The following is a 26449-nucleotide window of genomic DNA, read 5'->3' on the forward strand; positions in this document are numbered from 1 at the left end:
AGCCAATTCGGGGGAATTTGGAAATGGACATGAAGTTTACGGAACCTGTGTTTATCTATGATGATCAAGAAATTCAATATAAATTTAATGATACGCATCCTTTTAATCAGGATCGTCTCATTATGACCGTTGATTTGCTGCGTAAATCTGGCGCACTTCCAGACAACGCGGTACTTACGTCTCGCTCAGCGACGGATGCAGAACTCTTGCGGGTGCATTCAGCTACTTATATCGAGGCAGTGAAAGCATTAAGTGCAGCCGTTCCTGACGAGAGCTGGGTGCGTGAAGCAACCCGTTTCGGACTAGACACAGACGATACGCCCTACTTCCCCGGGATGCACGACATCACAGCGAAGGTCGTAGGCGGTTCTATCCTTGCCGTAGACCTCGTAATGTCTGGCCAAGCGCCGCATGCCTTACACTTAGGCGGCGGCCTCCACCACGCCCTGCAGAGCAAGGGTGCGGGCTTCTGCGTCTATAACGACGCATCTGCAGCGATCGCTTACGCTAAAGAGAAGTATGGCGCTAAGGTGCTCTACATCGACACGGACGTGCATCACGGCGATGGTGTGCAGTGGAGTTTCTACGCCGACCCGCAGGTCGGCACGTTGTCCATTCATGAGACGGGGAAATATTTATTCCCCGGCACTGGGGCAGTGAACGAACGCGGAGAAGGCGACGCGTTCGGAACGAGTGTGAACATTCCGGTGGAGCCCTACACCGAGGATGATTCTTGGCTGGAATGTTTCAGCGAGGTCTTGACCGAGCTGATCGCCCGCTTCCAGCCGGACGTCATTATCTCGCAGCATGGGTGCGACGCCCATGCTTTCGACCCGCTCGCGCATGTGCATTGCTCCATGCGCGTGTACAAGGCCATGCCCGAGCTTATCCATCGACTTGCGCACCAATGGTGCGAAGGTCGGTGGGTCGCGCTCGGGGGCGGCGGGTACGACATCTGGCGCGTCGTACCGCGGGCTTGGAGCCTGCTCTGGCTCGTGATGAGCGAGCAGGCGATTGTGGGTCAGCTGGAGGCGGAGCCCCAGCTGAGGCTGCCTCAGGCGTGGCTAGACGCCTGGCAGGGCAAGAGCCCCGTCCCACTCGTGGAAACGTGGCTCGACCCGGTCGAAGCTTGGGCGCCGATTCCAAGGCGCCAAGTAATCACGGAGAAGAATCGACAAACAAAGGAACTCGCAATGATGTATTTAAAATAAATCTTTCCGAAATCAAGAAAAGCTCAGATCACCGCCAACTAGGCGATGCTCTGAGCTTTATTCGTGAGGAGCTAATCTTTACAGCTGCTTCACCATATCTTCGACCATTTTATACGAATTCTCCGATGCAATCACCGTAAACTCAGCGAAATTCACATGCGCAGAACCATCTGCTTTGTCGGACATGGAGCGCAAGACAACATAAGGAATGCTATTCATCGCACATACTTGCGCAACAGACGATCCTTCCATCTCTACACAAACACCGTTCAGCTCTTGATACAGACTAGCTACCACTTCACGGCTTGCGATGAATTGGTCGCCTGATAGTACTCTTCCCTGCTTCACTTTACCTGCAAACAATTTCTCTCCCGAAGCTACGGCTAGCTCTACGAGCTTACGATCTGCTGCGTACACCGAGTTCTCAGCATAAGGAATTACGCCGCGCGGAAATCCGAGTGCTGTCACATCCATATCGTGCTGTACACACTCCGTGGAGATAACGAGATCGCCGATTTGCAATTCAGGATCTAATGCCCCAGCAACGCCAGTGAAGATAACAGCTTCTACACCAAACTGATCAATTAGAATTTGCGTAGTTACTGCAGCATTCACTTTCCCTACGCCTGTGCGACAGACAACAACATTTTTACCGAAATAAGTACCTTCTCGAAAGGTAATGCCTGCCTTTACCGTTTCGTTTATATCTGTCATATGAGCAACAAGCAGCTCAATTTCTTCATTCATTGCTCCGATTAATGCGATTTTGTTCCAAGTCATATTGATTTCCCTCTCTCTCTTCCTACATGAGAAAACCTCTATCGCATCTCTTCCAGGATGGAAGGACACGATTAGAGGTTTATTTTTCACTTAAGCTCGAGCTTTAACCGAATGACGATTAATGATTTCATGCGGTAAAATAACTTGCATATTTTCTGTTGATTCTTTATTCATCAGCTTCGTCAGTAGTCGCATCGACACCGCTCCGATATCATACATCGGTTGAGCTACCGTCGTTAAAGTCGGTCTGACCATGGATGCCATACGGATATTATCCACACTGATTACAGCGATATCCTCAGGAACACGAAGTCCATTGTCTTGAATCGTATGAATAGCGCCAATCGCCATTTCATCCGTTGCCGAGAAAATAGCAGACGGTTTAGGAGAAAGCTCCAAGAAATAGTTGACTGCATCCACACTTGACTCATAACGGTAGTTACCAATTCGTACATACTCATCACGAACTGGAATACCAGCCGTTTCAAGCGCGCGTTTGTAACCTTGATATCTAGCGAAGCCATTCGCTGGATCCTGTAGAGTTCCAGAAATCATGGCAATATCGCGATGCCCTGCTTCAATCAGTACGTTCACTGCATCAAAGGCAGCTGCCTCATGATCAATATCAACGGATGCCATCGCTTGATTCTCATCCTTCGTGCCACAAAGGACAACCGGAACGGATGATGTACGGAAAGCTTGAATATGTTCTTCCGTCACAACACCACCCATGAAGAGCAACCCATCAACTTGTTTCTCAAGCAATGTGTTGATTACACGAATTTCTTTCTCTTTCTTCTTGTCCGCATTACACAAAATAATATTGTAATGGTACATATTCGCGATATCCTCAATTCCACGCGCTACTTCAGCAAAAATAGAATTGGATATATCGGGAATAACAACGCCAACCGTTGTCGTCTTTTTACTTGCTAATCCTCTAGCTACCGCATTTGGACGGTAACCCAATCGTTCAATGGCTTCAAAAACTTTCTTACGTGTTTGCGGCTTCACGTTCGGGTTATTATTAACGACCCGAGATACGGTTGCCATGGAAACGCCTGCTTCTCTCGCTACATCATAAATGGTTACGGTCACGGTTACTCTCTCCATTTTCACAAGTATTCTGCGAACCTAGTATATTATCGTTATGATACGACAAATTAATCCATCTTGCAATGCAAAATGAAAATGCTTTGAAAATAATTTTCATTTTATTTTCAAAAGGGTCACAAATAGAATAAAAGCCAACCTCTTGTCGAGATTGGCAGCCCATTTTTAGGTTGAAATTGCGCTTTGAGTAATTTGAGATAACCGTTTACGAATTTCCTCAGCCCATGGCTCATCGCCTAGCGATTGCGCTAGCAATAAGATGTCCAACAGCTCATTGATTCGTTCCTCCACAATTTTCTCCATAGAATCATTCATACGCTCTTTTTCTGTTACTTTCAATAGCAGAAAGGCAACCTCCGAAACTTCATGGAAGAAGAATTGCTGCTTCTCTGGTTTACTCCCCAACCTACCGATCAGACCGGTAAGTTCAGGCTTTACATGAGGTACAACCTCACTTCGTCCACAGCCCTCACAGGAATAGATAGGAACATTCTCAATATCTACTTTACTTTGATAAATAACCGTGCGCAGACGAAGGTTCATTGTGCGTCCGCACTTACAATACTTTTGCATTCTAACACTCCTTCACTGACAGGCGGCATGTACATTAGTTGCTTGTACTATGTTATTCTACGATGTCATCAGATTTCCTTCTGATCGATACATAGTAGTTTTTGCCACCTTTGGAAGCGAGATGTTACTTTACCTGTTGTTTGCTAAACGAGATCACTTCATCCACAAAACGTTTGGAAAATGCCGGAAGATCTGGTGGTCTACGCCCTGAAATGATGTTGCGATCCACGACCACTTCTTCATCCACCCAAATGGCCCCAGCATTTTCGATATCGTCGCGAATGCCTGGCGTGGACGTCATCGTGTAGCCTTGAACGATTTTGGCAGAAATCAAAACCCAGCCTGCATGACAAATTTGCGCGATCGGCTTCACATCGGCATGAAACTCTTGCGTTAGTCTAAGCACATCGGCATAACGACGAAGCTTGTCTGGTGCCCAACCACCAGGTACATAAAGCCCAACATAATCCGAAGATTTCACTTCATCGAATGCATAGTCCGTCGTGATGGGTACGCCATATTTGCCGTGATATACAGTCTTCGCTTTGGGTCCAACGATATCTACAACTGCTCCTGCTTCGCGCAACCGGTAAACAGGATACCACATTTCCAAATCTTCAAATTCTTCATCAACAAAGGCTAGCACCTTCATACCTGCTAATTCCATACTAATTACCTCCTACAATGGATTCCGTTTGTTCTGTTTGAGCAAGCAGCTCCAAGATTTCATCACTCGTTTTGCAAACTAAAATACGATCTACTAATGCCTTGCATGTCGCGGCATCACTGCTAAGTAACCTATGCTTGACTTGCAAGAGCGTCTGAACCGATATGCTCAGCTCTTCAATGCCCAGTCCAAGCCAAATCGGCAGAGCTCGAATATCTCCAGCCATTTCCCCGCATACGCCTACAGGAATGCCAACACGCTTGCCTGCGTCGATCACGAGTTTAAGTAATCGAATAACGGCCGGATGATAAGGATTATATAAGTGCGCGATATTCTCATTCATTCGATCAACTGCTAGAACATATTGAACTAGGTCATTCGTACCGATACTCATGAAATTCACTTCGCTGGCAAGAACATCAGCTATGATGGCAGCAGCTGGTACTTCGATTGTAAGTCCAACCTCAATATTAGCATTATAAGGCACACCAAGACTACTTAGCTCCAGCTTCGCTCTTTCCAAGTGCGCTTTCGCTTGACGCACCTCTTCTATGGAGGTCACCATTGGATACATAATCTTCACATTCCCATAATGACTAGCTCTTAAGATCGCTCTTAACTGCGTCATAAAGAGATCCGTTCGATCCAGAGAGATACGAATGGCCCGGTATCCAAGGAAAGGATTATCTTCCTTGGCAAGCGGCATATAGTCCAGCTTCTTGTCCCCGCCAATGTCCAGCGTTCGGATTACGATTGGACGTCCTTTGAGCTGCATGGCCGCGTGACGGTAAACCTCAAATTGTTCCTCTTCACTAGGTAATGAATCTCGATCCATATACAAATATTCTGTACGAAACAGCCCTACACCTGATGCGCCATTCCGCAATACTTGGTCAATTTCCATAACCGAATTAATATTCGCATGTAGATTAACCAAGCTTCTATCTAATGTCAGCGGAGCCACATCGGCAATTTCTTGCAAACTTTCCTTGAACTCCAACCAGTTTTTCTTACGCGCTTGATAACGTTCTATCGTGATTTTATCCGGGTTAATATACAATGTGCCTTCTTGACCATCAATAATCAAGAAATCACCATTTTGAATAGGGCGCAGGAGCTTTCCTTCTAATCCAAGTACATAAGGAACAGACATCGCTCTGGCCATAATCGACACGTGCGAGTGCGTGCCTCCCAGAATTGTCAACAATCCTAGCACGTTCGTTGGATCCAGATGAGCAAGCTGTGAAGGGGTAAGCTCCTTCGCAACTAAAATATAAGGATGATCAATCGGCGGAACCGTTGTACTTGTATCCCCCAATAAATGCTTCAACAGACGATTACCGACATCCTTAATATCTAAGGCACGTTCTTTCATGTATTCATCATCAATTAAATTAAACATTCCTACAAATTTATCGATGACTTCTTTCACCGCAACTTCTGCGGCTTTGTATTGCAATTCAATAATACCTTGAATCTCATTCATGAAAATGGGATCTTCCAAAATGGCCAAATGTGCATCAAAAATATAGGCTTGTTCTTGCCCTACAACTTCTTTGATTTCTTGTTTGATTAGCTCTAGCTCATCCTTGGAATGCCGAATGCCATCATACAATCGCTCGAATTCATAAGCTAAATCGGTCACATCGATCATTTTCTCTGGAAAATCCCATTCCCAAGTGGGAATAACAAACGCTTGACCCATTGCAATTCCCGATGACGCGCCTACACCTCTAATCATCCGTTCGTCCCCCCCTCGGATTTAGTCGGCTTAAGGACAACGGACATAACAGAGCCTTGGCCTTTCTTTACTGGCTTAAACGGAGCAAAGCTCCATGACTTCACAATATCAGGATTCGTAATTATCATAGGTGTCGCTAAGGAAGATGCGAATTTCTTAACTTTGTTATAGTTGAACTTCACTAGAAGCTGCCCTGCTTCCACTCGATCGCCTTCCTTCACCACAGCATTAAAGCACTTGCCCGGTAAGCTGGACGTGTCAATTCCGATATGCAGTAGAACTTCAAGCCCTTCATCCGTTAGGATCCCCAGTGCATGCATCGTTGGGTAAATGTGCATAATGGTACCTGCAACAGGCGAAACCAACTCACCTTTATCAGGAATAAAAGCAACACCATTCCCGACTAGCCGGGAGGCAAAGATACGATCAGGTACTTCTTCAATGGGGATCATACGTCCCTGCATCGGGGAAGTGAATAATACGACATGAATATCTTTGCGTAATACCTTCATAATTTCTTCACGTATAAGCTCTGAAAATGTTCCAAACACGACTTGAACATTGCCTCCTCCAAGACGTATGACGCCTGCTGCTCCTAAGTGTCGTAATGCCGTGATGTCCATCAGACGATCATTGACAAGTGTAAGTCGCAATCGAGTAATACAGGCTTCAATCTTCTTAATATTGTCTTTCCCACCAAGTGCCTGCAAAATTAACGGAGAACGATACGGTATGTCCCCAGCCCACTCTTCAAGCGATGAGCCTTCTTCCCTACCCGGAGTTGGAATTCGGAACTTCTGAATCGCCCAGCGAAATAAGAAATAATACAGTAAACCGTAGATCAGGCCAATCGGAATCAATAATAAGCCATTGTGTGATAAGTGCAGATTAATAATGTAGTCAATAGCCCCAGCTGAATAAGAGAATCCATGGTGGATATTTAACTCATAAGCGATCCACATAGCTACGCCCGAAAGGATGGCATGGATAACGAACAGATAAGGTGCTACAAAAAGAAAAGCAAATTCAATCGGCTCTGTCACACCAGTTAAAAAAGAAGCCAATGCAGCCGTTAAAAATGTAGCTTTGATCTTCGGCTTTAAATCTTCCCTCGCTTCTCCGATAATTGCAAAAGCAATAGCTGGCAATGCAAACATCATGATCGGGTATAAGCCGGCCATATACATCCCAGCGGATGGATCGCCAGCGAAAAATCGTGGCAAATCACCATAGGCGTATTGTCCAGATGGCGTTTCGTACGCTCCCACTTGAAACCAGAAAAAGTTATTCAAAATATGATGTAAGCCCGAAGGTACGAGCAAGCGGTGAGCAATCCCATATATGAATGCACCGAAACCGCCTAATCCAAGTAATCCGCTTGAAATTTTACCCATTAGCGTCTCTAGATAAGGACCAATCCAGATCATTATATAAGAGACTATAAGCGTTGCGAGGCCCATGACGAGCGGCACCATCCGAGGTCCACCGAAAAATTGTATGTACTCCGGAAGCTTAATCTCCTTACAGCGGTGATAGATGATTGCGGCCAGTAGACCAATCAAGATCCCGCCAGAGACGCCTAATTGAAATTGCGTGCCCAGCCCATGCTCGATGAGTCGGGTAAACATGAAATACCCTAGCATGGCCGATAAACCAGCTATTCCAGCACTTTCTGTTAATCCCAAAGCCACACCAACAGCGAAGATGATTGGGATATAATCAAAGATTGTATTCCCAGCCAATGACAGCATGTCCCCAAAGCTTGAAGCATGTATGACATCCCAAGGTAAATCCCCTAGACAAAGCAGCACAGCAGCAATAGGAAGCGCAATGGTAGGCAGCATTAAGGAGCGGCCAAGCTGTTGTAAGTTCCCCATCCAGTTCAAACGAATGCTAACCTCCTAAAAGTTTTCGTCAGAAAACTGACTTCGTAAGCATCTTACCTTAGCAAAATCGAAGAGTATCTTCCACTTAATCATAAGATTCTCTTTATCAAATCGTAAAGCTTGTTCGTCCTTTTGTCAAAAAAAAATAAGCAGATCGCTTGTGCCATCAGGGTTATTCTACATAGTAAACGCAAAAGTTGACTAAGTCCCCTAAAAGCTGTCATACTTTACCTGTACCCAAATTCATGATTCGAGGAGGAAATACCCTTATGTCTTATGATGTTATTATTATTGGTGCAGGTCCTACTGGCGCAAGTGCTGCACTATTCACTTCAAAAGCAGGCAAGAAAACGCTTGTCATCGACAATGAGCAAAGTGTTACGAAGCGTGCATGGATTGAGAATCACTATGGTGTTGAAGCGATTGGCGGGCCAGATTTAGTAGAAATCGGCAAGAAACAAGCCGCTAAATTCGGAACTGAATTCGTACAAGGCAAAGCGACTCAGCTTGTTAAGAATGAAGATAGCTTTGAGGTAACCACAGAAAATGGTACATATTCAGGCAAGCACGTAATACTAGCAACAGGATTATCCGTTGAACTTGCGGAAGCCGCTGGTATCGCGACAAAAGAAGGAACTGAACCTCGAATTAAATCCATCGTTGACTGCGATGCGCAAGGAAATACAAGTCTCAAAGGTGTATGGGCAGCAGGCACAACGGCTGGTGTCAGCATGCATACGATTATCACAGCTGGTGACGGAGCCAAAGTAGCTATCAATGTGATTAGTGAACTTAACGGCGCGCGTTATGTCGATCACGATGTGTTGAAAGCTTAGTTCCTACGTATGAGAAAACCGCTAATCGCTCCCCTGCAAAGGTGATCGACTAGCGGTTTTTTTGATTGATGCTTACTTCTTATGCGACCTGCATTAATTGTTACGTGGATTCAGTATGGCATCTTCCACTTTAATGCAGCGATCCATGATGACTTCTAAGCCACCCTCACTCGCAATACGTGCTGCTTCTTCATTTACGATTTCTAGCTGCAACCAGAACACTTTCGCCCCAATCTTAACTGACTCTTCAGCCACTGGAACAACCTGATCAGCACGACGAAACACATTCACAATATCAACTGGCTCAGGAATGTCCGATAACGATGGATAGCATTTCTCTCCCAGAATCTGATCCGCATTCGGATTGACGGGAATAATACGGTATCCTCGGCTTTGCATGGCAGCAGACACCATATAAGATGTGCGGTCTGGTTTATCCGATAAGCCTACTACAGCGATATTCCCTGCATTGGCAAGCAATTCTTTGATATGTTCCCTAGATGGATTCTCAAATGTCATGTGGATCGCTCTCCTATTTATTCAAGTAGGTTAGACCTTGTTTCCCCATTGCTGCCCAAGTTTCAACAAATTGAGCTTTGTTCACTTTGACTTGCTTTTCACCACTCAAGGGGTCATTTAAGTAAACATTCGTTTCGTCAAATCCAACAAGAACAACAGCATGCTCCGAATATGTCGTTTTTAGAGGACCGATAGGCGTATCCCAGGTTACCCATTTGTAAGGAAGATTGTAGTCAATCGTCGTCCAGACAATAACTGGGATCCCGTGTGCCACTTGCCCCTCGTACAATTCAAAAGCTTCTCCCGTTAGATTAATCGCTTGAGGGATATAGTTTTGCATAAGCGGAAACAATCCTGCGGCATAGATCCCAAAGCCTCTTTTCTTACGGGTTACATCTCCAACGAAGCCGGAGTTCGGATTGCCCCAATAAGTAATGTTACCGCTCGCATCTAATTTCGCCGGCGTCATGTCAGTAGGCATTTCGCCGACTAAATCCATCTTCATTTTGTTCACGCCATAGTACTGCAGCAGCATCGTGAGACTTGTGATTTCACAACCGGCTGGCAGCTCAGGCAGTTGCTGAACAACGGGGACATCCAGCATGGCTGATTTGACCAGTGCAGGCGCGGGCGATGGCGTTGGTTTCACGGAGGCCTTCACCGTAGCGGCGGGTTTATCAACTGCTAAGACTACTGGACCAGAAGCGAATAAAGCTGGTTCTTTCCCAGTAGCCTTGGCATAAAGCAAGACAGCAAATACACTGCTCGCAAATGTAAGCCCTGCTACGAGAAACAAGCCAAACGTCACTTTCAATCCTTGCCAAATAATCCTCATGCTGACTCACCCATTCAATGTAATTGAGATTCTAGGACTCGCTCACTAGCTCAACCTGTGCGCCAATCGAGCGCAAGTGGTCGAAATATTGTGGATACGACTTCGCCACGTGGTGGGCATCCCGAATCGTTAAACCCTTCTCAGAGCGCAGACCAACTACAGTTAATGCCATGATAACCCGATGATCGAAATGCGCATTGATTTCTACGCCACCTTCAACCCCTTGTGGTTTACCATGAACAATAATTTCACTCTGACGCTCTTCTACATCAGCTCCAGCCTTGCGAAGCTCATTCAAATAATCTGTGATACGATCACACTCTTTATACCGTAGGTTCTCAACATTGTAGAAGCGCGAAGTCCCTTCAGCAAATACAGCAGCAGCAACCATCGCAAGAACAGCATCCGTAAAATGGTCACCATCAAATTCACCAGCAACAAGGCGCTGATTCCCTCGTACATGCACTACACCGTTGTCATGAGTTAAATTTACACCCATTGCTTTCAGAACATCCACACAGGCCTTCTCACCTTGTTTGCTGTTCTCTTCAAGCCGAAGTACTCGCACATCAGAATTCGTAACCGCAGCGGCAGCAAGAATAGCTGCAGAACCCGGATAGTCGCCTTGGATTACATATTCTTTGGCTTCGTAGGATTGTCCGCCTGGAATACGATAGTGCATCAAATCTTCACTTGCATGAACGACGATGCCCGCTTGTGCTAATACTTCAAGCGTTTGCCCTACGATAATTTTGGACTTCAAATCATGTAGAACTTCAATTTCACTGTCTTCTTCCAATAGCGGTGTCATAAACAACAAAGAACTCAGGAACTGTGAACTCACATTACCAGAAACGGTGATCTTGCCACCGCGAGGTTGTCCCCCTTTAATTGTTATCGGCAAACGACCGTTATTATGTTGTACTTCTACGCCCATTTGTTGCAAAGTATCGATTAAATCATCGTGAGGACGTTTACCTAAAGATTCTGGATACGTATTTACAAATGTCACTTCCGGACAGAAAGCAGCCGTAGACATTAAAAAGCGGAGCACAGCGCCAGCATTACCAACATTTAATTGGGACACATGCTTAGGGTTCTTGCCAAAGCCTGTGATTACAATTTTCTCATCATCTTCTTCTATGATAGCGCCAAGATCACGTACACATCGTCTCATAGCATCACTATCTTCACTATGAGCTGGGTAATAGATTGTACTTGTCCCGTTAGCTAGTGCACCGATTAGCAAATAGCGTGTAGTGTAGTTTTTGGAGGATAGAGCATTGATTTCCCCTTGGAGATGGGAGGTTGGTTTTACGATTGCTTTCATGTCGTTTGTTGACTCCTTCGCAAGTAGTTTATATGTATATCCAGCAGAATGAATGCCAAGAAACCAATCATCAGCAGGATGATAGAGATCCTAAGATTATTGACAGTGTACCATACGAAATCTAACTTGGGAACCTTCTCCACTAGCAGATCCATTAAGGAAAAGCTAGATCATGAAACACTTCGTTTGACATCACGTCGTTATATTTCTATCATACTAAGTAAGAAGCTTTTTCTTCTGAAAATACAAACATGGAGGCGTATCATGGACACGATTCTACCATCCGAGATCAAAGCAAGACTCGCGCAAGGAGAGCACCTAACCCTTATTGACGTTCGCGAAGATGAAGAAGTAGCAGAAGGTATGATTCAAGGCGCAATACATATTCCTTTAGGCCAATTACCAGAGCGGCTTAGCGAGATTCCGCAAGTCGAAGAAGTTATTTTAGTATGTCGTAGTGGAAACCGAAGCGGTCGCGCACTAGGCTATCTAGAAGCCAACGGTTATAAAGGACTTAAGAACATGACCGGCGGTATGCTCGAGTGGGAAGACTAAGCTGAAAAGCTTATCTTCTCCTTAGTGACGCACCGCTTGCTGAATAATGCGATCTGTAATTTCATCTTCAGTTAAATCTGTCGTATCAATAGATGTATGAGCAAAATCATAGGCATGCTTTCTTTGTTCCATTAACGTATGAACGCGTTCTTCCAAATTACCTTGCAGTAAAGGCCGATTCGTATCCGTACTCACTCTTTGGATAATCGTTTCCGCAGTTGCGTTCAACGCGACAACAAAGCCATGCTGCAACATGCAAATTCGATTAGACTCTGCAAGTACCGCACCACCGCCCGTCGCAACAACTTGTCCCTCACTGTCTAATATACGTGCCAGCGTCTCTGTTTCCAAAGCGCGAAAGTGTGCTTCCCCGTGATCCCGAAATAATTCGGGAATACTTGTCTGTTGTACTTCTTCTAACACGACGTCAGAATCGCAAAAACTCCATCCTAAACGCTCTGCAAGCTTTTTGCCTACGGTTGATTTCCCTGTTCCCATGAATCCAACAAGCACAATATTTCTGACTGTCACACAAATCCCCTTTTCCCATATGCTAGTCATACAAACTTTCCCAACATCATACCATAGCCCTGACAGCATGAATACAATCCATCTAAAAATCATATAGTAGTGTGAATAAATTCTAGCACAAACAGTTAAGATTTTAGAGAGACCACGCCGATAAGGAGAGATGGAGCTTTGAACCCAACTGTGCTGCAGCAAAACCTAACTACCGCCTTGACGAACCGCACACAACGCAAACTGGAGCAAATTTTGCACCCAAGCTATACGCTATGTAAAGAGGATGTTGTCTGGATTTTAGAGTTTATTAAGAAAAAAGTGGCTGAAGAAGACCCGATGATGCAAGGTCTAACTCAACCACGATTATTACGAAATTTCCGTTATTTTGCCGAGATCTCCCTCATGCTTATCCACAAACGCAACGGCTTCGATGAAGAAGCCGATCGTCTAAAGATGTGGCTGCGAGAAGCGGCATACGGCTTACAAGATGAGAAATGACTACTCGTTCCCCATCCAGTTGTAGTGGAAGGATCCTTCTTTGTCCACACGTTGGAACGTATGTGCACCGAAGTAGTCACGTTGCGCTTGTAACAGGTTAGCCGGAAGTCTTTCTGTACGGTAGCTGTCATAGTAAGCAAGTGCAGATGCGAAGGAAGGAACTGCGATACCGCGAGTAACTGCTTCTGCTACAACTTGTCTCCATGAACCTTGGTAGTTATCCACTACGTCTGTGAAGTAAGAATCCAACAATAGGTTTTTCAATTCAGGATTGCGATCATACGCATCCTTGATATTTTGAAGGAAACGAGCGCGGATGATGCAACCGCCACGGAAGATCATTGCGATGCTGCCGTATTTCAGATCCCATTTGTATTCTTCAGAAGCTGCTCTCATTTGAGCGAAACCTTGTGCATAAGAACAAATTTTACTTGCGTAAAGGGCTTGACGAACAGCCTCAATAAACGCTTTGCGATCCCCTGTGAATGCTGGAGCATCAGGTCCTTTGAGAACTTTGCTTGCTGCTACGCGTTCTTCCTTCATCGCAGAGATGAAACGGGAGAATACGGATTCTGTAATGATTGAAAGCGGCACGCCAAGGTCCAGAGCACTTTGACTGGTCCATTTTCCTGTTCCCTTTTGTCCAGCGGAATCCAGAATCACGTCAACCATTGGTTTGCCTGTTTCAGCATCATATTTCGTGAAAATATCACGCGTGATTTCGATCAGGTAGCTGTCCAACTCTCCATTGTTCCACTCCGTGAAGATCTCATGAAGCTCTTCTGTGCTAACGTTAAGTACGTCTTTCAGCAATTGGTAAGCTTCACAAATCAATTGCATATCTCCGTACTCAATACCGTTGTGCACCATTTTTACATAGTGCCCCGCGCCGTCTGGCCCGATGTATGTACAACAAGCATCTTCGCCAACTTTCGCCGAGATTGCTGTTAGGATTGGCTCTACCAATTTATACGCGTCTTCTTGGCCTCCTGGCATGATCGAAGGTCCTTTAAGCGCGCCCTCTTCACCTCCGGAAACACCTGTTCCAACGAAACGAATTCCGTGAGCTTCAAGCTCTTTGTTACGACGTTGTGTATCTGGGAAGAAAGCATTACCGCCGTCGATCAAAATATCGCCTTTGTCCAAATGCGGAAGCAATTGATTAATTGTGTCATCTGTAGGACCGCCTGCTTTAACCATGATCAAAATTTTGCGCGGCACTTCAAGGGATTGAACGAATTCTTCAATTGAGTATGTACCTACTAGTTGCTTACCTGGTGCTTCATTCAGAAGCTCCTTCGTTTTCTCAGCAGAACGGTTGAATACGGATACCGTAAAGCCTCTGCTTTCAATGTTTAATGCTAAGTTTTTCCCCATTACTGCTAAACCTACAACACCTATTTGTTGCTTAGACATGTCTCTCATACACCCTTCCGATATATAAATAGTTAAATCGTCATCGCGCCAAAACCGCCGTCTACTCTCAAAACTGTTCCTGTTACAAAGCTCGAAGCTTTCTCTGAAGCCAGGTACACCGCAGCACCTTGAAGCTCTGCAGCTTCACCAAATCGATTCATTGGCGTATGACGCATAATGGATTCGATCCGTTCAGGCGACAAAATCTTACGATTCTGCTCTGCTGGGAAAAAGCCAGGAATAATCGCGTTCACACGTACGCGGCTCGGAGCAAACTCACGGGCTAAGTTTTGTGTGATATTATTCACAGCTGCTTTAGAAGCGGAGTAAGTGAACACACGAGAAAGTGGTGGATCCGAGGAAACGGATGAAATATTAATAATGCTTCCACCTTCACCTCGTTCAACCATGTATTTCCCGAATACTTGGCAAGCTAGCACGACGCTTTTCAAATTTACTTCCATAATAGAATCCCATTCTTCCATGGAAATGTCAAAGAAAGGTGTCGCACTATTTTTACCTGGACAATTCATAAGAATATCCGCACTGCCTGACCAAGCGATAACATCTTGAAGAACAAGCTCTAAATCTTCACGTTTCGTTGCATCTGCTTGGAAAGTTTTCGCTTCGCCGCCAATCGCAGCAATACTCTCTCGAACCAGCTCGCTTTTCTCTTGATTACGCCCGACGATTGCTACTTTGGCACCATGTCCAGCAAGTGCTAAAGCCATTGAGCCACCAAGTGTACTATTACCGCCAATAATTACTGCTGTTTTCCCAGAAAGATCGAATAAGTTCATTGTCGTCATCCTCTCGAATAATAGTGCTTTGTCTAAAAAGAATTATGATTGAGGACTCCGTAGGTGCTGACTTTGAAAAGCGGTAATCGCGTCGAATTGATCTTTTAACTGATGATATACGCTCGTATAAATAGATGTCAATTGTTGATATACGCGATAATCGTTTTCATTCACCTCGTGAGCCTTTCCTACCCCGATCCATTTATGCGCATGCGATAAGTCCTCGATCTCTCCCATAGCGAGTAGACCAAGCAACGCTGCGCCAATTCCTGAGCTCTCAATGGAGTCTGGAACGGTAACCGCCGTACCGAGCATATCGGTCATCATCTGACGCCAGAACTCCGAGCGAGCGAAGCCGCCAGAAGCACGAATGACAGTTGCAGGTCCCATCATCCGTTCCAACGATGTGGCCACGGCTTGGATGGAGAACATGACTCCTTCCAATGCGGCACGGATCATATGCTTCTTCTGATGACTAAGCGATAGACCGAAATATACGCCACGTGCGTTAGCATTCCAATAAGGTGCACGTTCGCCGGAAAGCAATGGCAAGAAAAGCAATCCGTCGGAGCCTGCTCCCACCTCAGCAGCAAGAGCCGTCAAGTAATCGTAAGGATCCATGCCTAAGCGTCGTGCTTCTTCTGCTTCTGCGGTCGCAATCTGATCCCTCACCCAACGGAAGACAATACCTCCGTTGTTAATCGGTCCACCAACGACCCAGAAGTTTTCGGTTAACGCGTAACAGAATAACTTACCCTCGGGGTCTGTTTGAGGTTTGTTCACGACGCTGCGAACTGCGCCGCTCGTGCCGATCGTAACCGCGACAACGCCGGGCTCGAAGGCGCCTACGCCAAGGTTGGCGAGTACACCATCGGAAGCGCCAACAATAAACGGCGTGCCCGTGGACAAGCCCATGGCAGCAGCATACGCTGAACTCATGCCTTCTACACGATGTGTCGTAGGCACAAGCGCGGATAACTGCTTCGGTGTTACCCCTGCATAATCAAGCGCACCTGCATCCCAATCCAATTGCTCGAGATTGAATAATCCTGTCGCACTCGCCAAGGAATGATCAATTAGATACTGACCAAACAGTTTGGCAAACACATACTCTTTAATCCCTATAAATTTATGGGTATTTCGAACAAGCGCTGGTTCATGCTCCCCGAACCACTTCAATTTCAAAAGTGGTGACATGGGATGAATCGGCGTGCCTGTTCTCGCATAAATCTGTTGACCAAGTCCATTCTGCTTCAAATCCTCCGCATATTTCGCGGCACGATTGTCTGCCCACGTAATACATTGAGTTAATGGCTTATTGTGCTCGTCTACGGCGATTAAACTGTGCATCGCTGAGCTGAAGGACACGCAAAGCACTTGTTCAGGCGAGATGCCTTGCTTGCGAACAACGGCGCCAATTCCCTGCACCACAGCATCAAATATTTGATCTGGATCCTGCTCCGCACGATCTGCTGCAGGTGTGAATAGCGGATATTCGATGGAATGGGAGGCAAGTACCTGTCCGTCCCGATCAATGACCAGCGTTTTGGTACTCGTTGTTCCAATATCGGAAGCTATGATATAGGGCTTCTGACTTTGCGTCATGAGCAAATATTCCCCTCTGCATCGAATGTTAGTTCATAGGGCTCTGATAAAATTTCAATGTCTGGATGCTGACGAGCAGCGTCTAGAAGGTTCACGGAAATTTCAATCTCACCTAAGTGAAGTGTATCTTGGATGCGAACAAGCTTACAGGTCGTGTAATCTAAAATATTACAAGTTTTCACGGCTGCTTTGATCGCATAGAAATCATTTTCTAACGTAGTTGCGATTTTCGTAGGTGCACAAACCGTAGAAGTCAGACCATTGGCATAAGTAAATTCTAGATTTGTCTTATCAACTAAACGTTGGGTAGTGAAATCTGCAGTACCTACGCCATTGGCATTGCCTTTGGTCTCGTGTGTCAAATCAAGCACAACCATCTTCGACACTTCGGGTCCACCGTGTGCATACGGGGTAGGATAACGTCCTGTTACGTTAGGATCCATGCCGTCACCGCTAATATTTTTGCCGATGTAATCAATCACTAAGACGTCGATTTCATCGAATAAAATTTTCGGCAAACGTGACTTCGCTTCTACCAGTAGAACTTCCTCACGCGCTTCAATCTCTGCGGCTGGAAGAACCTCAACTTGACAAGTCTCATCGTATGCATTCTCTACGAGGGCTACGCCAAAGACGATCGGCAGCTTCTCAATCATCAAATTTGCCATAGCAGGAACATTCTCTGCCATGTATTTAAAACCTAGCTGATGACAAGCTTCAGCGCCTTTTTGCTTACCTAGGCCAATCGCAATCATCTTCATGATGCCGCTCTCAATGCGTCCGCGGAATGCGGTATGCGGCTTCACCCGATTAATAACGACAATGGCATCTGCTTCTGATGCAATGCGATCCACATAAACCGGCAAACCATTCGGTAGTTGATCGATTTTGACCACGTCCATGGAAGAACGGATCGGCGCCCCCATCGTTTCTTCTGTAATGCCAAAGTGCTGGAGAACCTCAGTCTGACCATCCGCAGTTGCCCCGCCATGGCTTCCCATACACGGAACGATAAACGGATGTGCGCCGCGTGCCTTAATGGCATCCAAGGTTGTTTTCGTGAAGCCCGCAATATTGGCAATTCCTCTGCTTCCTACAGCCACTGCCACTTGCTGACCAGGAAGGATACTCGGCATAACGCCGCTGCTTTCGAGCTTATCGGCAAGTTCCTGCAAAGGATTTTCCAAAATTGAACGATCAAACTTCTGACGAATTTTGACCATTTGCGGAATCGGAATGTCATTTAACAATTCTCTTAGAATACTCATCGACTTTCCCCACTTTCTTTATGGTTGTAATAATTGCACGGATTCACGAACAATTAATTCCGTTCGCAATAGAAGTTGCTCTGTTGTATGCAATTTATTCTCTATATTACCTAAGAGACGCAGTGCGCCTTCTTTGCTAATTTGTTCGATCGGCCTGCGCACGGTCGTTAAGGCAGGTGTCACATATGCCGCGAATACCGTATCATCGAAACCTACTACAGAAATATCTTTAGGGACTTGTAAACCCGCTTCAAACACAGCTTTAATGGCTCCTAATGCCATCTCATCATTGCAGCAAAAAACCGCTGTCGGCCTCTCTTCGAGGCTCAAAAAATGCTGCATCGCAGTGTGACCGCTTTCCAAATCGTAAAGTCCCGGCATACGGTACGCAGCTGGGACGGAAATCCCATAATGCCCCATTGCTCGTTCGAAGCCATCCTTCCGATTCTGCGCAGATTTAAAACCCTTACGCCCCTCAATTAAGGCGATTTTCTTATGACCTTGATTCACAAGGTAACATCCTGCATGAAAAGCACCTTGCTCCTCATCAGAGAGGACATTCAGCACACCGGCAGTGTCCACAGGCCGATTCAATACGACGAGCGGAATCCCTTTGTTCGCAATATGCTCAATGATCGGCCCATCATCATCACTTTGGCTAACAATAATAATGCCATCAAAGCTCTTCTTGGTGATGGAATGAAAGCTAGTGTAATCATCAATACCCTTGACAATCAACTGATAGCGATCTCGAATCACGGAGTTAACCCCTCGAATGGCTTCGTAGAAGAAACCAGCGGAAGTTCCATTGCTTAGTGTGGTAAAGAATAGCCCTAAGTTATACGAACGATCCAGCACTAAACTTTTCGCATTATAATTCGGCGTGTAATCCAGCTGTTCAGCGATGATGCGAATGCGCTCCTTCGTCTCCTCTTGGATGAGCGGACTGTTGTTCAACGCTCTGGAAACTGTCGTGTGGGAAACACCCGCAAGCTTCGCAATATCCTTAATAGTTGCGCTCATACATTCACCTCTAATAGAAGCATATCACATCTATGCACACGTTAACAATAGTCTTTTCGCGAGACAAAAAAACTCCCGTCTCAGGGAGTCCACAACTCATTTATGTATGATTTCTCTTCGCCGTCGATTGTCTCACTACTAATTCTGGCAGCAACTTTATCGTATGATGCGTATCTATATCTGTCACACCATCAATCTTACGAATTAATTCATCGACAGCGGAACGCCCTAGTTCTCCTGCAGGCTGACGCACCGTTGTTAAATGCGGACGAAATTCAGAAGCGAAATTTTGATCATCGAATCCTACGATCGAAATATTTTTGGGAATTTGGTAACCTTCCGTTTTGCATGCATCCATCAGGCCAATTGCAATGAAATCATCTGCTGCAAATACAGCAGTAGGCATTTTCGCGTTACGTATCCAACCATCTGCAATTTCGTAACCTGAGGAAATGCTAAACTCGCCCTGTTCAATCCATAGCTCAGTCAAACCTGCCTCCAACATCGCATGAATATATCCTCGTTCACGTTCCGCACTGCTTAGGAATGGCTCTGGCCCACGAATATGAGCAATCGTTTGATGTCCGAGATCAATGAGATGCTTGGTTGCTTCATAGCCACCGATGAAATTATCCACAATGACGGTCGACACAGATTCGTGGCAATACTGATTATCAATCAGTACAAAGGGAATTTTCTTCTTTTCCAACTCCGTTACATAGGCAAATTCATTTGTGGGAGACACGACGATTAACCCATCAACGCGATCTTCTTGAAATAAAGAATTCTCAAAGGATTTGAATACATCGGACGTGACCGATAAAGCAAGGAAATAGCCCCGCTCTGCTAAGCGATCATTCATTTCTTTCACCACGGCATCGAAAAATGAATCGTTGAGGGTCGATATCGCAACACCAATAATACCGGTCTTACCTCTGGCTAAACTACGAGCAGCTGCGTTCGGCTGATAGTCCAACTCCTTCATTGCTTGCAGCACCTTTTGCCGATTCCCCTCGCGCACCGTACCTGCATGGTTGATTACGCGGGAGACCGTGACCACAGAAAGTCCACTTTTCTTCGCAACATCAAAAATACTGACTTTCATGGCTTTGGCTCCTGTCTTTCACTTTAAAAAGTATAAGCGCTTTAATTTAATCGAAACAATTATAATCGAAAGCTTCCTTCCTACACAAGACTCATTCTTCTACCCTATAAACACACAAAAGAGAGTCCCGTATACGTTCATACAGGCTCTCTTTCATCCCAGCACACTATTCATTCTCACATCTCCAATAGAAGCATTTCTTGTCTCAATTCAATCAATTTAACTTTACTTTCCATCGCTGCCTTGGTATCCCCGGTTGACAATGCATCTTGCAGCGTAGCTAATTCATAATCAAGCTCCATGCGCAAAATAGGGATGCGTTCGTCTGTTCTCTTCGATCTTAGTGCTTGCATGACTTCTTCTACGGTCACAGCAGGCTCCTTCTGATACAGCACCTTATGTTCAATTCCGCTAATTTCCACCATGCGGATGATTTCCCCGAACATAATATTTTCAATGAGAATTTGCCGATCCTTAAATCTTTTTACTACGGCATGACCACGCGTATCTCCGATCAGTTTCTCCATCATTTCAGCAAGCTTCTCATCTTTGAATGAATAATTGCCTACAATCTTATACTTCTCGCCAATTCGTTCGAATTTCAGCTTAATCAGCTTCCGTCCAGTGCGAATAGAAATGATAAACTGAAGTTCACTTTCGTTCCAGTAGAGCGAATATCCTTCTTGGATGAGGGCTTTAATGAAGTTCCGGATTAGCCGGCGATCAAATCGTAACTCTAGGTTGCAATACTCCACTTCATGACTCTTACTCACGGCAATCCCCTCCATAATTGGCGCAAACCATTTATTTAAATATTCAGACAACTTGTGTTCTTACAGTTATCTTATTATGAATTCTATGTTTTAGCAACTTGGATTATGGATATTTTTTTAAAAGAAAGCGCACAAAAAAAGCCGATGCCTGTTTGCCATCAGCTACAGCCCATGTTCACGCCAATCTATGATTAATGCCAGCCCCAGAAAAATCCATCGCGTTCCCATGCGGCTCTACCGCCATGCAGTTTCTTGAAGATTTTCTTAACCTCTTTGGAAATGGCTTGATTCCCATTGTCATTCACATAAATATAGGATTCCCCAAAATTCTTAAGAATATAGTCAACGGCATCCTTTTGATACAAAATCCCAGCCGATTTCAACTCATTAAGCATCCACTCTGCAATTTCATTCGCTGTCATTCTCCAACCATTCTCCTTTCCTTGTCCATTCGACCATTATATCATAAATCCATACAATATCCGCACTTGACTAAGGACACCAGCACAATCATTACATAATTCTCGCTCAGCCCATTCCATATCCCCCATTGCTCCATATGCTATGTCGAAAGTCAATGAATAGATCTTAAAACAGAGAGGGTGAATGAAATGGGTTATGGCGTAGCAGGTGTTGGTGGAGTTGGCTGTGGTGGCGGATATGGATCTTCCGCAGCAATTTTGGTTCTTTTCATCTTGTTGGTTATTATCACTAGCGCTTTTGTAATCTAATACTTTACAGTTGATAAAGGGCAGCCCCTTCCAGGAGCTGCCCTTTAAGTTTATTAACCAGCTTCCGTCTCCGCCGGATTGAGGATTGCTGAGCCAATACTCATAAGTATAAGACCGAATAAAGCTAATACCCCCATGTTCATCCACAGTTGAGACAATGGTTGACCTGCAGACATGCGCTCGATAGCATCGAGCGCCCACTTTTGCGGGACAAAGTTTGCGAGCTTTTGCATCCATTCCGGCATGAGACTAATCGGCCAAAAACAACCTCCCAGCATGCAGGTTGGGGTCACAACAAGAGCGTTGATCACGTTCATATTGGTCGCATTCTTCACCATACTCGCTACAGCACTGGCAATCCCCATACTCGCTAACAAGAAAAATTCTAAGATGACAAAATGAGATGCGAATGGGAGGCCGTATTCATATCCAGCCACATATCTAGTAATGACGAGGATGACCAGCACTTGAAGTGTACCCACAACAAAACTGCCCAAGAAATTTCCTGCTACAATTTCAAAAGCGCGTACTGGCGCCGTGTACGTTCTTGCTAATGTACGAAGTCTTCGATCTTCCATAACGAGAGACACTGTATTGTTCATTAAGCCCATCATAAAGATCAGCATTAATCCAATCACGATATGCATGTTAGGATTCGTGTACAATTGCAAATCCGTTATTTCCGGACTAACTTGGTACTTTTGAATTTGAGAAATCGTTTGCAAGGTGATCTCTCGCAAATCAGTCTCTGTCAAACCTTGTTTACTGTATAAAGCAATCGTCTCTTGATACCGAGATAAGATTCCTTCCAGACTTATTTTGAGCGTAATCGTCGATTCATTCGAATTGAGTTGATACATGTCAAGCTGCGGCAAAGATCCTCCTGCTAATAATTTTTCACTTAAATCTGCAGGAATAATGAAGGCACCCATAACCTTCTGTTTAATAACCTCATTTTTCAATTCGGCCTCTGATGCAGCCAATGTCAAGCGATAGTCTGGTAATGCACTTATCTCTTGCACGACTTGCGTGCCTAATGCACCTTGATCCAAATTTAAATAAGCAATGTCTACGCGATTCTCACTTTGTTTACCAAGGACAGTAATGATCAGTGAAACCGCGGCAGCCGGAATAACCAAATACATGAGAAGTCCTTTTCTTTGAAATAGGGAACGGCGCAGCATATTGAGAGCGATAGCCAGACTATTCATGATATCCCCCTTTGCGGTAGGCAAGAAAAGCGATTAGCGACAAACCAATAGCGATACTCCCTAAAATTGATAAGTGATGCGCGACTATCGTCGTTTCACTCCCCAGCATGAGTTGAAACACACTTTGCATCCCCCAGTAGTTTAACGTGTAGGAACCTAATTGCTTAAGGAATCCATCTGGAAGCGGTGTAAAGCCCCCACTTAAGAATGTCATGATCATAATACCCGTTTGAAAAGTCACCGTGATCGCACTATCTGATGGGAAGAGGAGCATGACGACGATGGCCAAACTCATAGAAGCCAGAATCATACATAAACAAATAAGAAAGAGTGTTAAGAACTGAGAACCCCAATCCACACCATAGAATAGCTTTGTCGCACCGATGATAACTGCAACTTGACCAATCGATAGGAACATATTCCCAATGATTTTGCCGAGTAAAATTTGATACTCAGGAATCGGCATGCCATTCAATCGAGATAACGTATGATTCGCCTTTTCATTCTGTAAGCTGAAAGCAGTAATCATGCCTGAATATAATAAAAACATAACGAGAATTGACGCCGCATAATATTGCATCGCTGTGTAGCTGCTATTGGAACCTGCTAATTGGCCTACATGTACCAACGACGGGTTTGCAGAAGCACTTTGTGAAGAGTTGCCTTCGACTTGCTTTAGAGGCCCCAAAGAAGATGTACGAGCAGTAATCTGAATAGCTTGATTCTGATTCACTTTATCGAAATAAGTACGAAACACCATTTGAGCTGTTAGATTTTTCATATAATCATGACCCAATACCATCTCCCACTGAGCTGCTTTTCCTGCCTGCACCTGTGTGGTGAAATTGATTGGGATGATTACTGCAAATTCAGATTCTCCATCCTTCAGACGTCGTATCGCTTCCTCACGTGTTGATATTACCTGTGTTAATAGGTGTTTTTTAGTCTCTGGAGAGTCCAAGAAACTTTGAAAACCTTCCCGCAAAGCGCCTGAATCCACTTGAACAATATCAACCTTCACTGGATTTAATGCTTTATCCTCGACCTTAAACACACCTGAAAGAGCTGATCCCAAAATAAAAATAAGCAACAAGGGCATTAAAAATTGAATCAACAGCACATAACGGGTTCGCAGTTTCCTTATAATTTCATACTTAGCAATGGTCCAAATTGGCATGTACATATCCCCCTAATCTCTCAAGGTTCTTCCGGTCAAAGACAGGAACAAGGCCTCTAGATCAGGCTCCACCTGCGTGAGCGATTGTATTTTAACCTGATGTTTAGACAAAATGAAGAGGATATCTTGCAAATAACTTTGCGACGCGCTTACGATCAGTTCCAGTGTTTGTTCACTTGCATTTAACTGTTTTATCAATGGATACTCTCTCAACTCTTTAACTGCTTGATCCGTGAGGTTCGTGATTTGAAGCACAATTTTATTGTCTTGGGAAACTTGATTACGCAGTTCATCCTGCGTTCCGCAAGCAATAAGATGACCATGATCCATGATCCCGACTCTCGTCGAAATAGCCGACACTTCCTCCATATAATGCGAAGTATAAAGGATTGTAGATCCCCTTCGATTTAATTCTCGGACAGCATCTAAAATATGATTACGTGATTGAGGATCAATCCCCACCGTTGGTTCATCCATAATAATAAGCTTCGGTTGATGCATGATGGCACATGCAATATTCAGTCTTCGCTTCATACCACCTGAAAATGAACTAGGTTTATCACTCGCACGATCCAGCAGTCCCACGAAGGCTAAAGATTCCTCCACTCGCTCCTTAAGCAGCCTTCCTCTTAACCCATATAATTTAGCGAAAAAAGTGACGTTCTCCCGAGCTGTTAGGTTTTCATAAATCGCTAATTCTTGGGGTACGAGCCCCAAATTGCGTTTGACTTCTATTGGGTATTTAGCAACAGATTTGCCACCTACCAGAATGTCACCTTGATCGATTTTAAGCAATCCGCTTAGCATTTTAATCGTTGTACTTTTGCCCGCTCCATTAGGTCCTAACAGGCCAAAAATTTCACCTTCTCGAATCGTCAGATTCAGATGATCGACAGAAATACGATTGTCATATTTCTTAACTACATCCTTCAATTGAACAAAGCTCATAGGTCTCTTCCTTTCTTCACTTCACTTATTACCGTCATTGTACGCTTTTGCAAGCACATCGACAGGTAGAAGAAGTCATTAAACAAAGTGACAAAAGTCACTTTGTTTTTGCAAAGAAAAGTGTTATCCAACGAAAACTCGTATGCTATACTTTCTTTACTAAGATAAAGGATGCGAATCTTAATTGATAAACCAACTCTTGCTCATACGCTATCTTCTCCTACTCGTATCTGCGATTGCCTCCATGTATTTGGAAACCTACAAATCCAATGATACCTATGCACTCTTCGTGCTCTTATTTATTGGACTGACCGAAATCAGGCGAACACGCTTCCCGAATACGAATTGGATGCTCCTCTTTGAAATCGGCTGTACAGGTTGGATGAGTTATCACTACGGAGGAGTTTGGTTTCTTTCGTTCTTCTCAACACTTCTGACTTATATACCCAACCAGAATCGGCAGCAGCACTTTGGTGCAATTCTGTTACAACTTCTAGTCCTTAATTTTTCCTTGCAAAATCAACCATCTATGTATTTCACCATTGCTAACGTGATGTTTTGCACAATTGCACTCCTCTCTTTCCAGCTTCAGCGAATGAAAAAAAATAAAGATGATATTGAACTGCTTTATGATCAACTTCGAAAACAGCACTATACACTGGACGAGGCTCGTATTCAATTAATGGATTATGCACGAAAAGTAGAGAACATTGCCCAAACGGAAGAACGCAACCGCATCTCACATGATCTGCATGACGATTTAGGACATAAGCTTATCCGAATCAAAATGATGATGGAGGCCTCACTTACCATCCTCCCCTCTCAACCAAGCAAAGGTACTGAGATGTTACGTTCAGTTCGCGATCAACTCGGAGAGAGCATGGAACTCCTTCGTTCAACGGTACGTCGCTTGAAACCGAACAAGCATTCGCTCAAAAGTTATTCCTTGGCTACGTTAATTGATGAGTTAACGCGAGAGAACGCTATCGACATTGAACTCGATATTCAGGGAATGCCTTATGAATTGTATCCCAGCCTTGAATTCATTCTTTACCGAAATGCGCAGGAAGCGATCTCTAATGCGATTCGACACGGCGCAGCTACATACGTTCAGATCACGCTACAGTACGCGGCTAATCAAGTGACCATGAGCGTCTCCAATAATGGCACACGTCAGTTGGAGCCTACGGTTAAAGGGCTCGGTTTATCCGGAATGGAAGAACGAATTAAAGTAATTGGCGGGCAACTTCATATTTCGAATGATGACCATTTCACCGTAACTACCGTATTGCCGGCTTTTCGACACAATGAAGCTAATTAAAGGAG

27 protein-coding genes are annotated in these 26449 nt (G+C 44.7%); 6 read left to right on the forward strand and 21 right to left on the reverse strand.

Going from position 1 to position 26449, the window contains the following annotated elements:
* The first annotated feature begins 29 nt into the window (after positions 1-29).
* Entirely contained in the window at positions 30-1211 is a 1182-nt protein-coding gene (locus HQN88_RS01585; RefSeq protein WP_173108860.1) for an acetoin utilization protein AcuC, read from the forward strand.
* 78 nt (positions 1212-1289) lie between these two features.
* Here the strand turns inward: HQN88_RS01585 and HQN88_RS01590 are convergent, their stop codons facing one another.
* From HQN88_RS01590 to HQN88_RS01615, 6 genes are all read right to left on the reverse strand, one after another.
* Positions 1290-1991: a 5'-methylthioadenosine/adenosylhomocysteine nucleosidase gene (locus tag HQN88_RS01590; RefSeq protein WP_173108502.1), complete on the reverse strand. Its 702-nt coding sequence runs from the start codon at positions 1989-1991 to the stop codon at positions 1290-1292.
* 90 nt (positions 1992-2081) lie between these two features.
* Positions 2082-3089, reverse strand: a complete 1008-nt coding sequence (gene ccpA, locus HQN88_RS01595; protein WP_173108503.1) for a catabolite control protein A — start codon at positions 3087-3089, stop codon at positions 2082-2084.
* Between the two features lie 180 nt (positions 3090-3269).
* Entirely contained in the window at positions 3270-3677 is a 408-nt protein-coding gene (locus HQN88_RS01600; protein ID WP_173108504.1) for a hypothetical protein, read from the reverse strand.
* A 124-nt stretch (positions 3678-3801) separates the two neighbouring features.
* A complete protein-coding gene (locus HQN88_RS01605; RefSeq protein WP_173108505.1) occupies positions 3802-4344 on the reverse strand; it encodes a type 1 glutamine amidotransferase domain-containing protein in 543 nt (180 codons plus the stop codon).
* Between the two features lies 1 nt (position 4345).
* Positions 4346-6085: a phosphoenolpyruvate--protein phosphotransferase gene (gene ptsP, locus HQN88_RS01610; protein WP_173108506.1), complete on the reverse strand. Its 1740-nt coding sequence runs from the start codon at positions 6083-6085 to the stop codon at positions 4346-4348.
* Positions 6082-7971 (reverse strand): glucose PTS transporter subunit IIA, encoded by a 1890-nt coding sequence (locus tag HQN88_RS01615; RefSeq protein WP_173108507.1) that lies wholly within the window; start codon positions 7969-7971, stop codon positions 6082-6084. Before HQN88_RS01615 ends, ptsP begins: the two co-directional genes overlap by 4 nt.
* Positions 7972-8240: 269 nt before the next feature.
* Between HQN88_RS01615 and HQN88_RS01620 the strand changes: the two genes are divergently transcribed.
* Positions 8241-8807, forward strand: coding sequence for an NAD(P)/FAD-dependent oxidoreductase (locus HQN88_RS01620; RefSeq protein WP_173108508.1), 567 nt, complete (start codon positions 8241-8243; stop codon positions 8805-8807).
* 93 nt (positions 8808-8900) lie between these two features.
* Here the strand turns inward: HQN88_RS01620 and HQN88_RS01625 are convergent, their stop codons facing one another.
* Genes HQN88_RS01625 through aroA form a run of 3 tightly spaced genes read right to left on the reverse strand, consistent with a single transcriptional unit; the run spans position 8901 to position 11491 of the window.
* Entirely contained in the window at positions 8901-9326 is a 426-nt protein-coding gene (locus HQN88_RS01625; protein ID WP_173108509.1) for a CoA-binding protein, read from the reverse strand.
* Positions 9327-9339: 13 nt separating this feature from the next.
* Positions 9340-10161, reverse strand: coding sequence for a C39 family peptidase (locus HQN88_RS01630; protein ID WP_173108510.1), 822 nt, complete (start codon positions 10159-10161; stop codon positions 9340-9342).
* 31 nt (positions 10162-10192) lie between these two features.
* Positions 10193-11491 (reverse strand): 3-phosphoshikimate 1-carboxyvinyltransferase, encoded by a 1299-nt coding sequence (aroA, locus tag HQN88_RS01635; RefSeq protein WP_173108511.1) that lies wholly within the window; start codon positions 11489-11491, stop codon positions 10193-10195.
* Between the two features lie 264 nt (positions 11492-11755).
* Between aroA and HQN88_RS01640 the strand changes: the two genes are divergently transcribed.
* A complete protein-coding gene (locus HQN88_RS01640) occupies positions 11756-12046 on the forward strand; it encodes a rhodanese-like domain-containing protein (RefSeq protein ID WP_173108512.1) in 291 nt (96 codons plus the stop codon).
* A 21-nt stretch (positions 12047-12067) separates the two neighbouring features.
* Here HQN88_RS01640 and HQN88_RS01645 read toward each other — a convergent pair whose 3' ends face one another.
* Positions 12068-12577 (reverse strand): shikimate kinase, encoded by a 510-nt coding sequence (locus tag HQN88_RS01645; RefSeq protein WP_274320162.1) that lies wholly within the window; start codon positions 12575-12577, stop codon positions 12068-12070.
* A gap of 168 nt (positions 12578-12745) precedes the next feature.
* On the opposite strand from HQN88_RS01645, the gene HQN88_RS01650 reads away from it, so the two are divergent.
* Complete coding sequence (locus HQN88_RS01650) at positions 12746-13066, forward strand: hypothetical protein (protein WP_246320002.1); 321 nt, start codon at positions 12746-12748, stop codon at positions 13064-13066.
* Here HQN88_RS01650 and gndA read toward each other — a convergent pair whose 3' ends face one another.
* From gndA to HQN88_RS01690, 8 genes are all read right to left on the reverse strand, one after another.
* Entirely contained in the window at positions 13067-14482 is a 1416-nt protein-coding gene (gene gndA, locus HQN88_RS01655; RefSeq protein ID WP_173108514.1) for an NADP-dependent phosphogluconate dehydrogenase, read from the reverse strand.
* 32 nt (positions 14483-14514) lie between these two features.
* Positions 14515-15282, reverse strand: a complete 768-nt coding sequence (locus HQN88_RS01660) for an SDR family oxidoreductase (RefSeq protein WP_173108515.1) — start codon at positions 15280-15282, stop codon at positions 14515-14517.
* Positions 15283-15324: 42 nt separating this feature from the next.
* Entirely contained in the window at positions 15325-16887 is a 1563-nt protein-coding gene (gene gntK / locus HQN88_RS01665) for a gluconokinase (RefSeq protein ID WP_173108516.1), read from the reverse strand.
* Positions 16884-18155, reverse strand: coding sequence for a nickel pincer cofactor-dependent isomerase, group 22 (locus HQN88_RS01670; protein ID WP_173108517.1), 1272 nt, complete (start codon positions 18153-18155; stop codon positions 16884-16886). The genes gntK and HQN88_RS01670 overlap by 4 nt, the downstream gene beginning before the upstream one ends.
* 18 nt (positions 18156-18173) lie before the next feature.
* Positions 18174-19178: a LacI family DNA-binding transcriptional regulator gene (locus tag HQN88_RS01675; RefSeq protein WP_173108518.1), complete on the reverse strand. Its 1005-nt coding sequence runs from the start codon at positions 19176-19178 to the stop codon at positions 18174-18176.
* A 100-nt stretch (positions 19179-19278) separates the two neighbouring features.
* Complete coding sequence (locus HQN88_RS01680; protein ID WP_173108519.1) at positions 19279-20283, reverse strand: LacI family DNA-binding transcriptional regulator; 1005 nt, start codon at positions 20281-20283, stop codon at positions 19279-19281.
* A 176-nt stretch (positions 20284-20459) separates the two neighbouring features.
* Positions 20460-21056 carry a hypothetical protein gene (locus HQN88_RS01685; protein WP_173108520.1) on the reverse strand — a complete coding sequence of 199 codons (597 nt, stop codon included), beginning with the start codon at positions 21054-21056 and terminating at the stop codon, positions 20460-20462.
* A gap of 191 nt (positions 21057-21247) precedes the next feature.
* On the reverse strand, positions 21248-21478 hold the full coding sequence (locus tag HQN88_RS01690; RefSeq protein ID WP_173108521.1) for a DUF6953 family protein: 231 nt from the start codon (positions 21476-21478) through the stop codon (positions 21248-21250).
* A gap of 189 nt (positions 21479-21667) precedes the next feature.
* Between HQN88_RS01690 and HQN88_RS01695 the strand changes: the two genes are divergently transcribed.
* Positions 21668-21787 (forward strand): YjcZ family sporulation protein, encoded by a 120-nt coding sequence (locus tag HQN88_RS01695; protein WP_082595333.1) that lies wholly within the window; start codon positions 21668-21670, stop codon positions 21785-21787.
* A gap of 53 nt (positions 21788-21840) precedes the next feature.
* Here the strand turns inward: HQN88_RS01695 and HQN88_RS01700 are convergent, their stop codons facing one another.
* From HQN88_RS01700 to HQN88_RS01710, 3 genes are read right to left on the reverse strand one after another with little or no spacing between them, the layout of a single operon-like run.
* Positions 21841-22998, reverse strand: coding sequence for an ABC transporter permease (locus tag HQN88_RS01700; RefSeq protein WP_173108522.1), 1158 nt, complete (start codon positions 22996-22998; stop codon positions 21841-21843).
* The gene (locus tag HQN88_RS01705) at positions 22991-24175 is read right to left on the reverse strand and encodes an ABC transporter permease (protein WP_173108523.1); all 1185 of its coding nucleotides are present in this window, start codon (positions 24173-24175) and stop codon (positions 22991-22993) included. Before HQN88_RS01705 ends, HQN88_RS01700 begins: the two co-directional genes overlap by 8 nt.
* Positions 24176-24187: 12 nt before the next feature.
* Positions 24188-25123: an ABC transporter ATP-binding protein gene (locus tag HQN88_RS01710; RefSeq protein WP_173108524.1), complete on the reverse strand. Its 936-nt coding sequence runs from the start codon at positions 25121-25123 to the stop codon at positions 24188-24190.
* Positions 25124-25307: 184 nt separating this feature from the next.
* Here HQN88_RS01710 and HQN88_RS01715 point away from each other — a divergent pair, with 184 nt between their 5' ends.
* Entirely contained in the window at positions 25308-26444 is a 1137-nt protein-coding gene (locus tag HQN88_RS01715) for a sensor histidine kinase (RefSeq protein ID WP_173108525.1), read from the forward strand.
* Positions 26445-26449 lie beyond the last annotated feature (5 nt).

This window comes from Paenibacillus qinlingensis, assembly GCF_013204845.1.
GTDB classification, from domain to species: domain Bacteria; phylum Bacillota; class Bacilli; order Paenibacillales; family NBRC-103111; genus Paenibacillus_E; species Paenibacillus_E qinlingensis.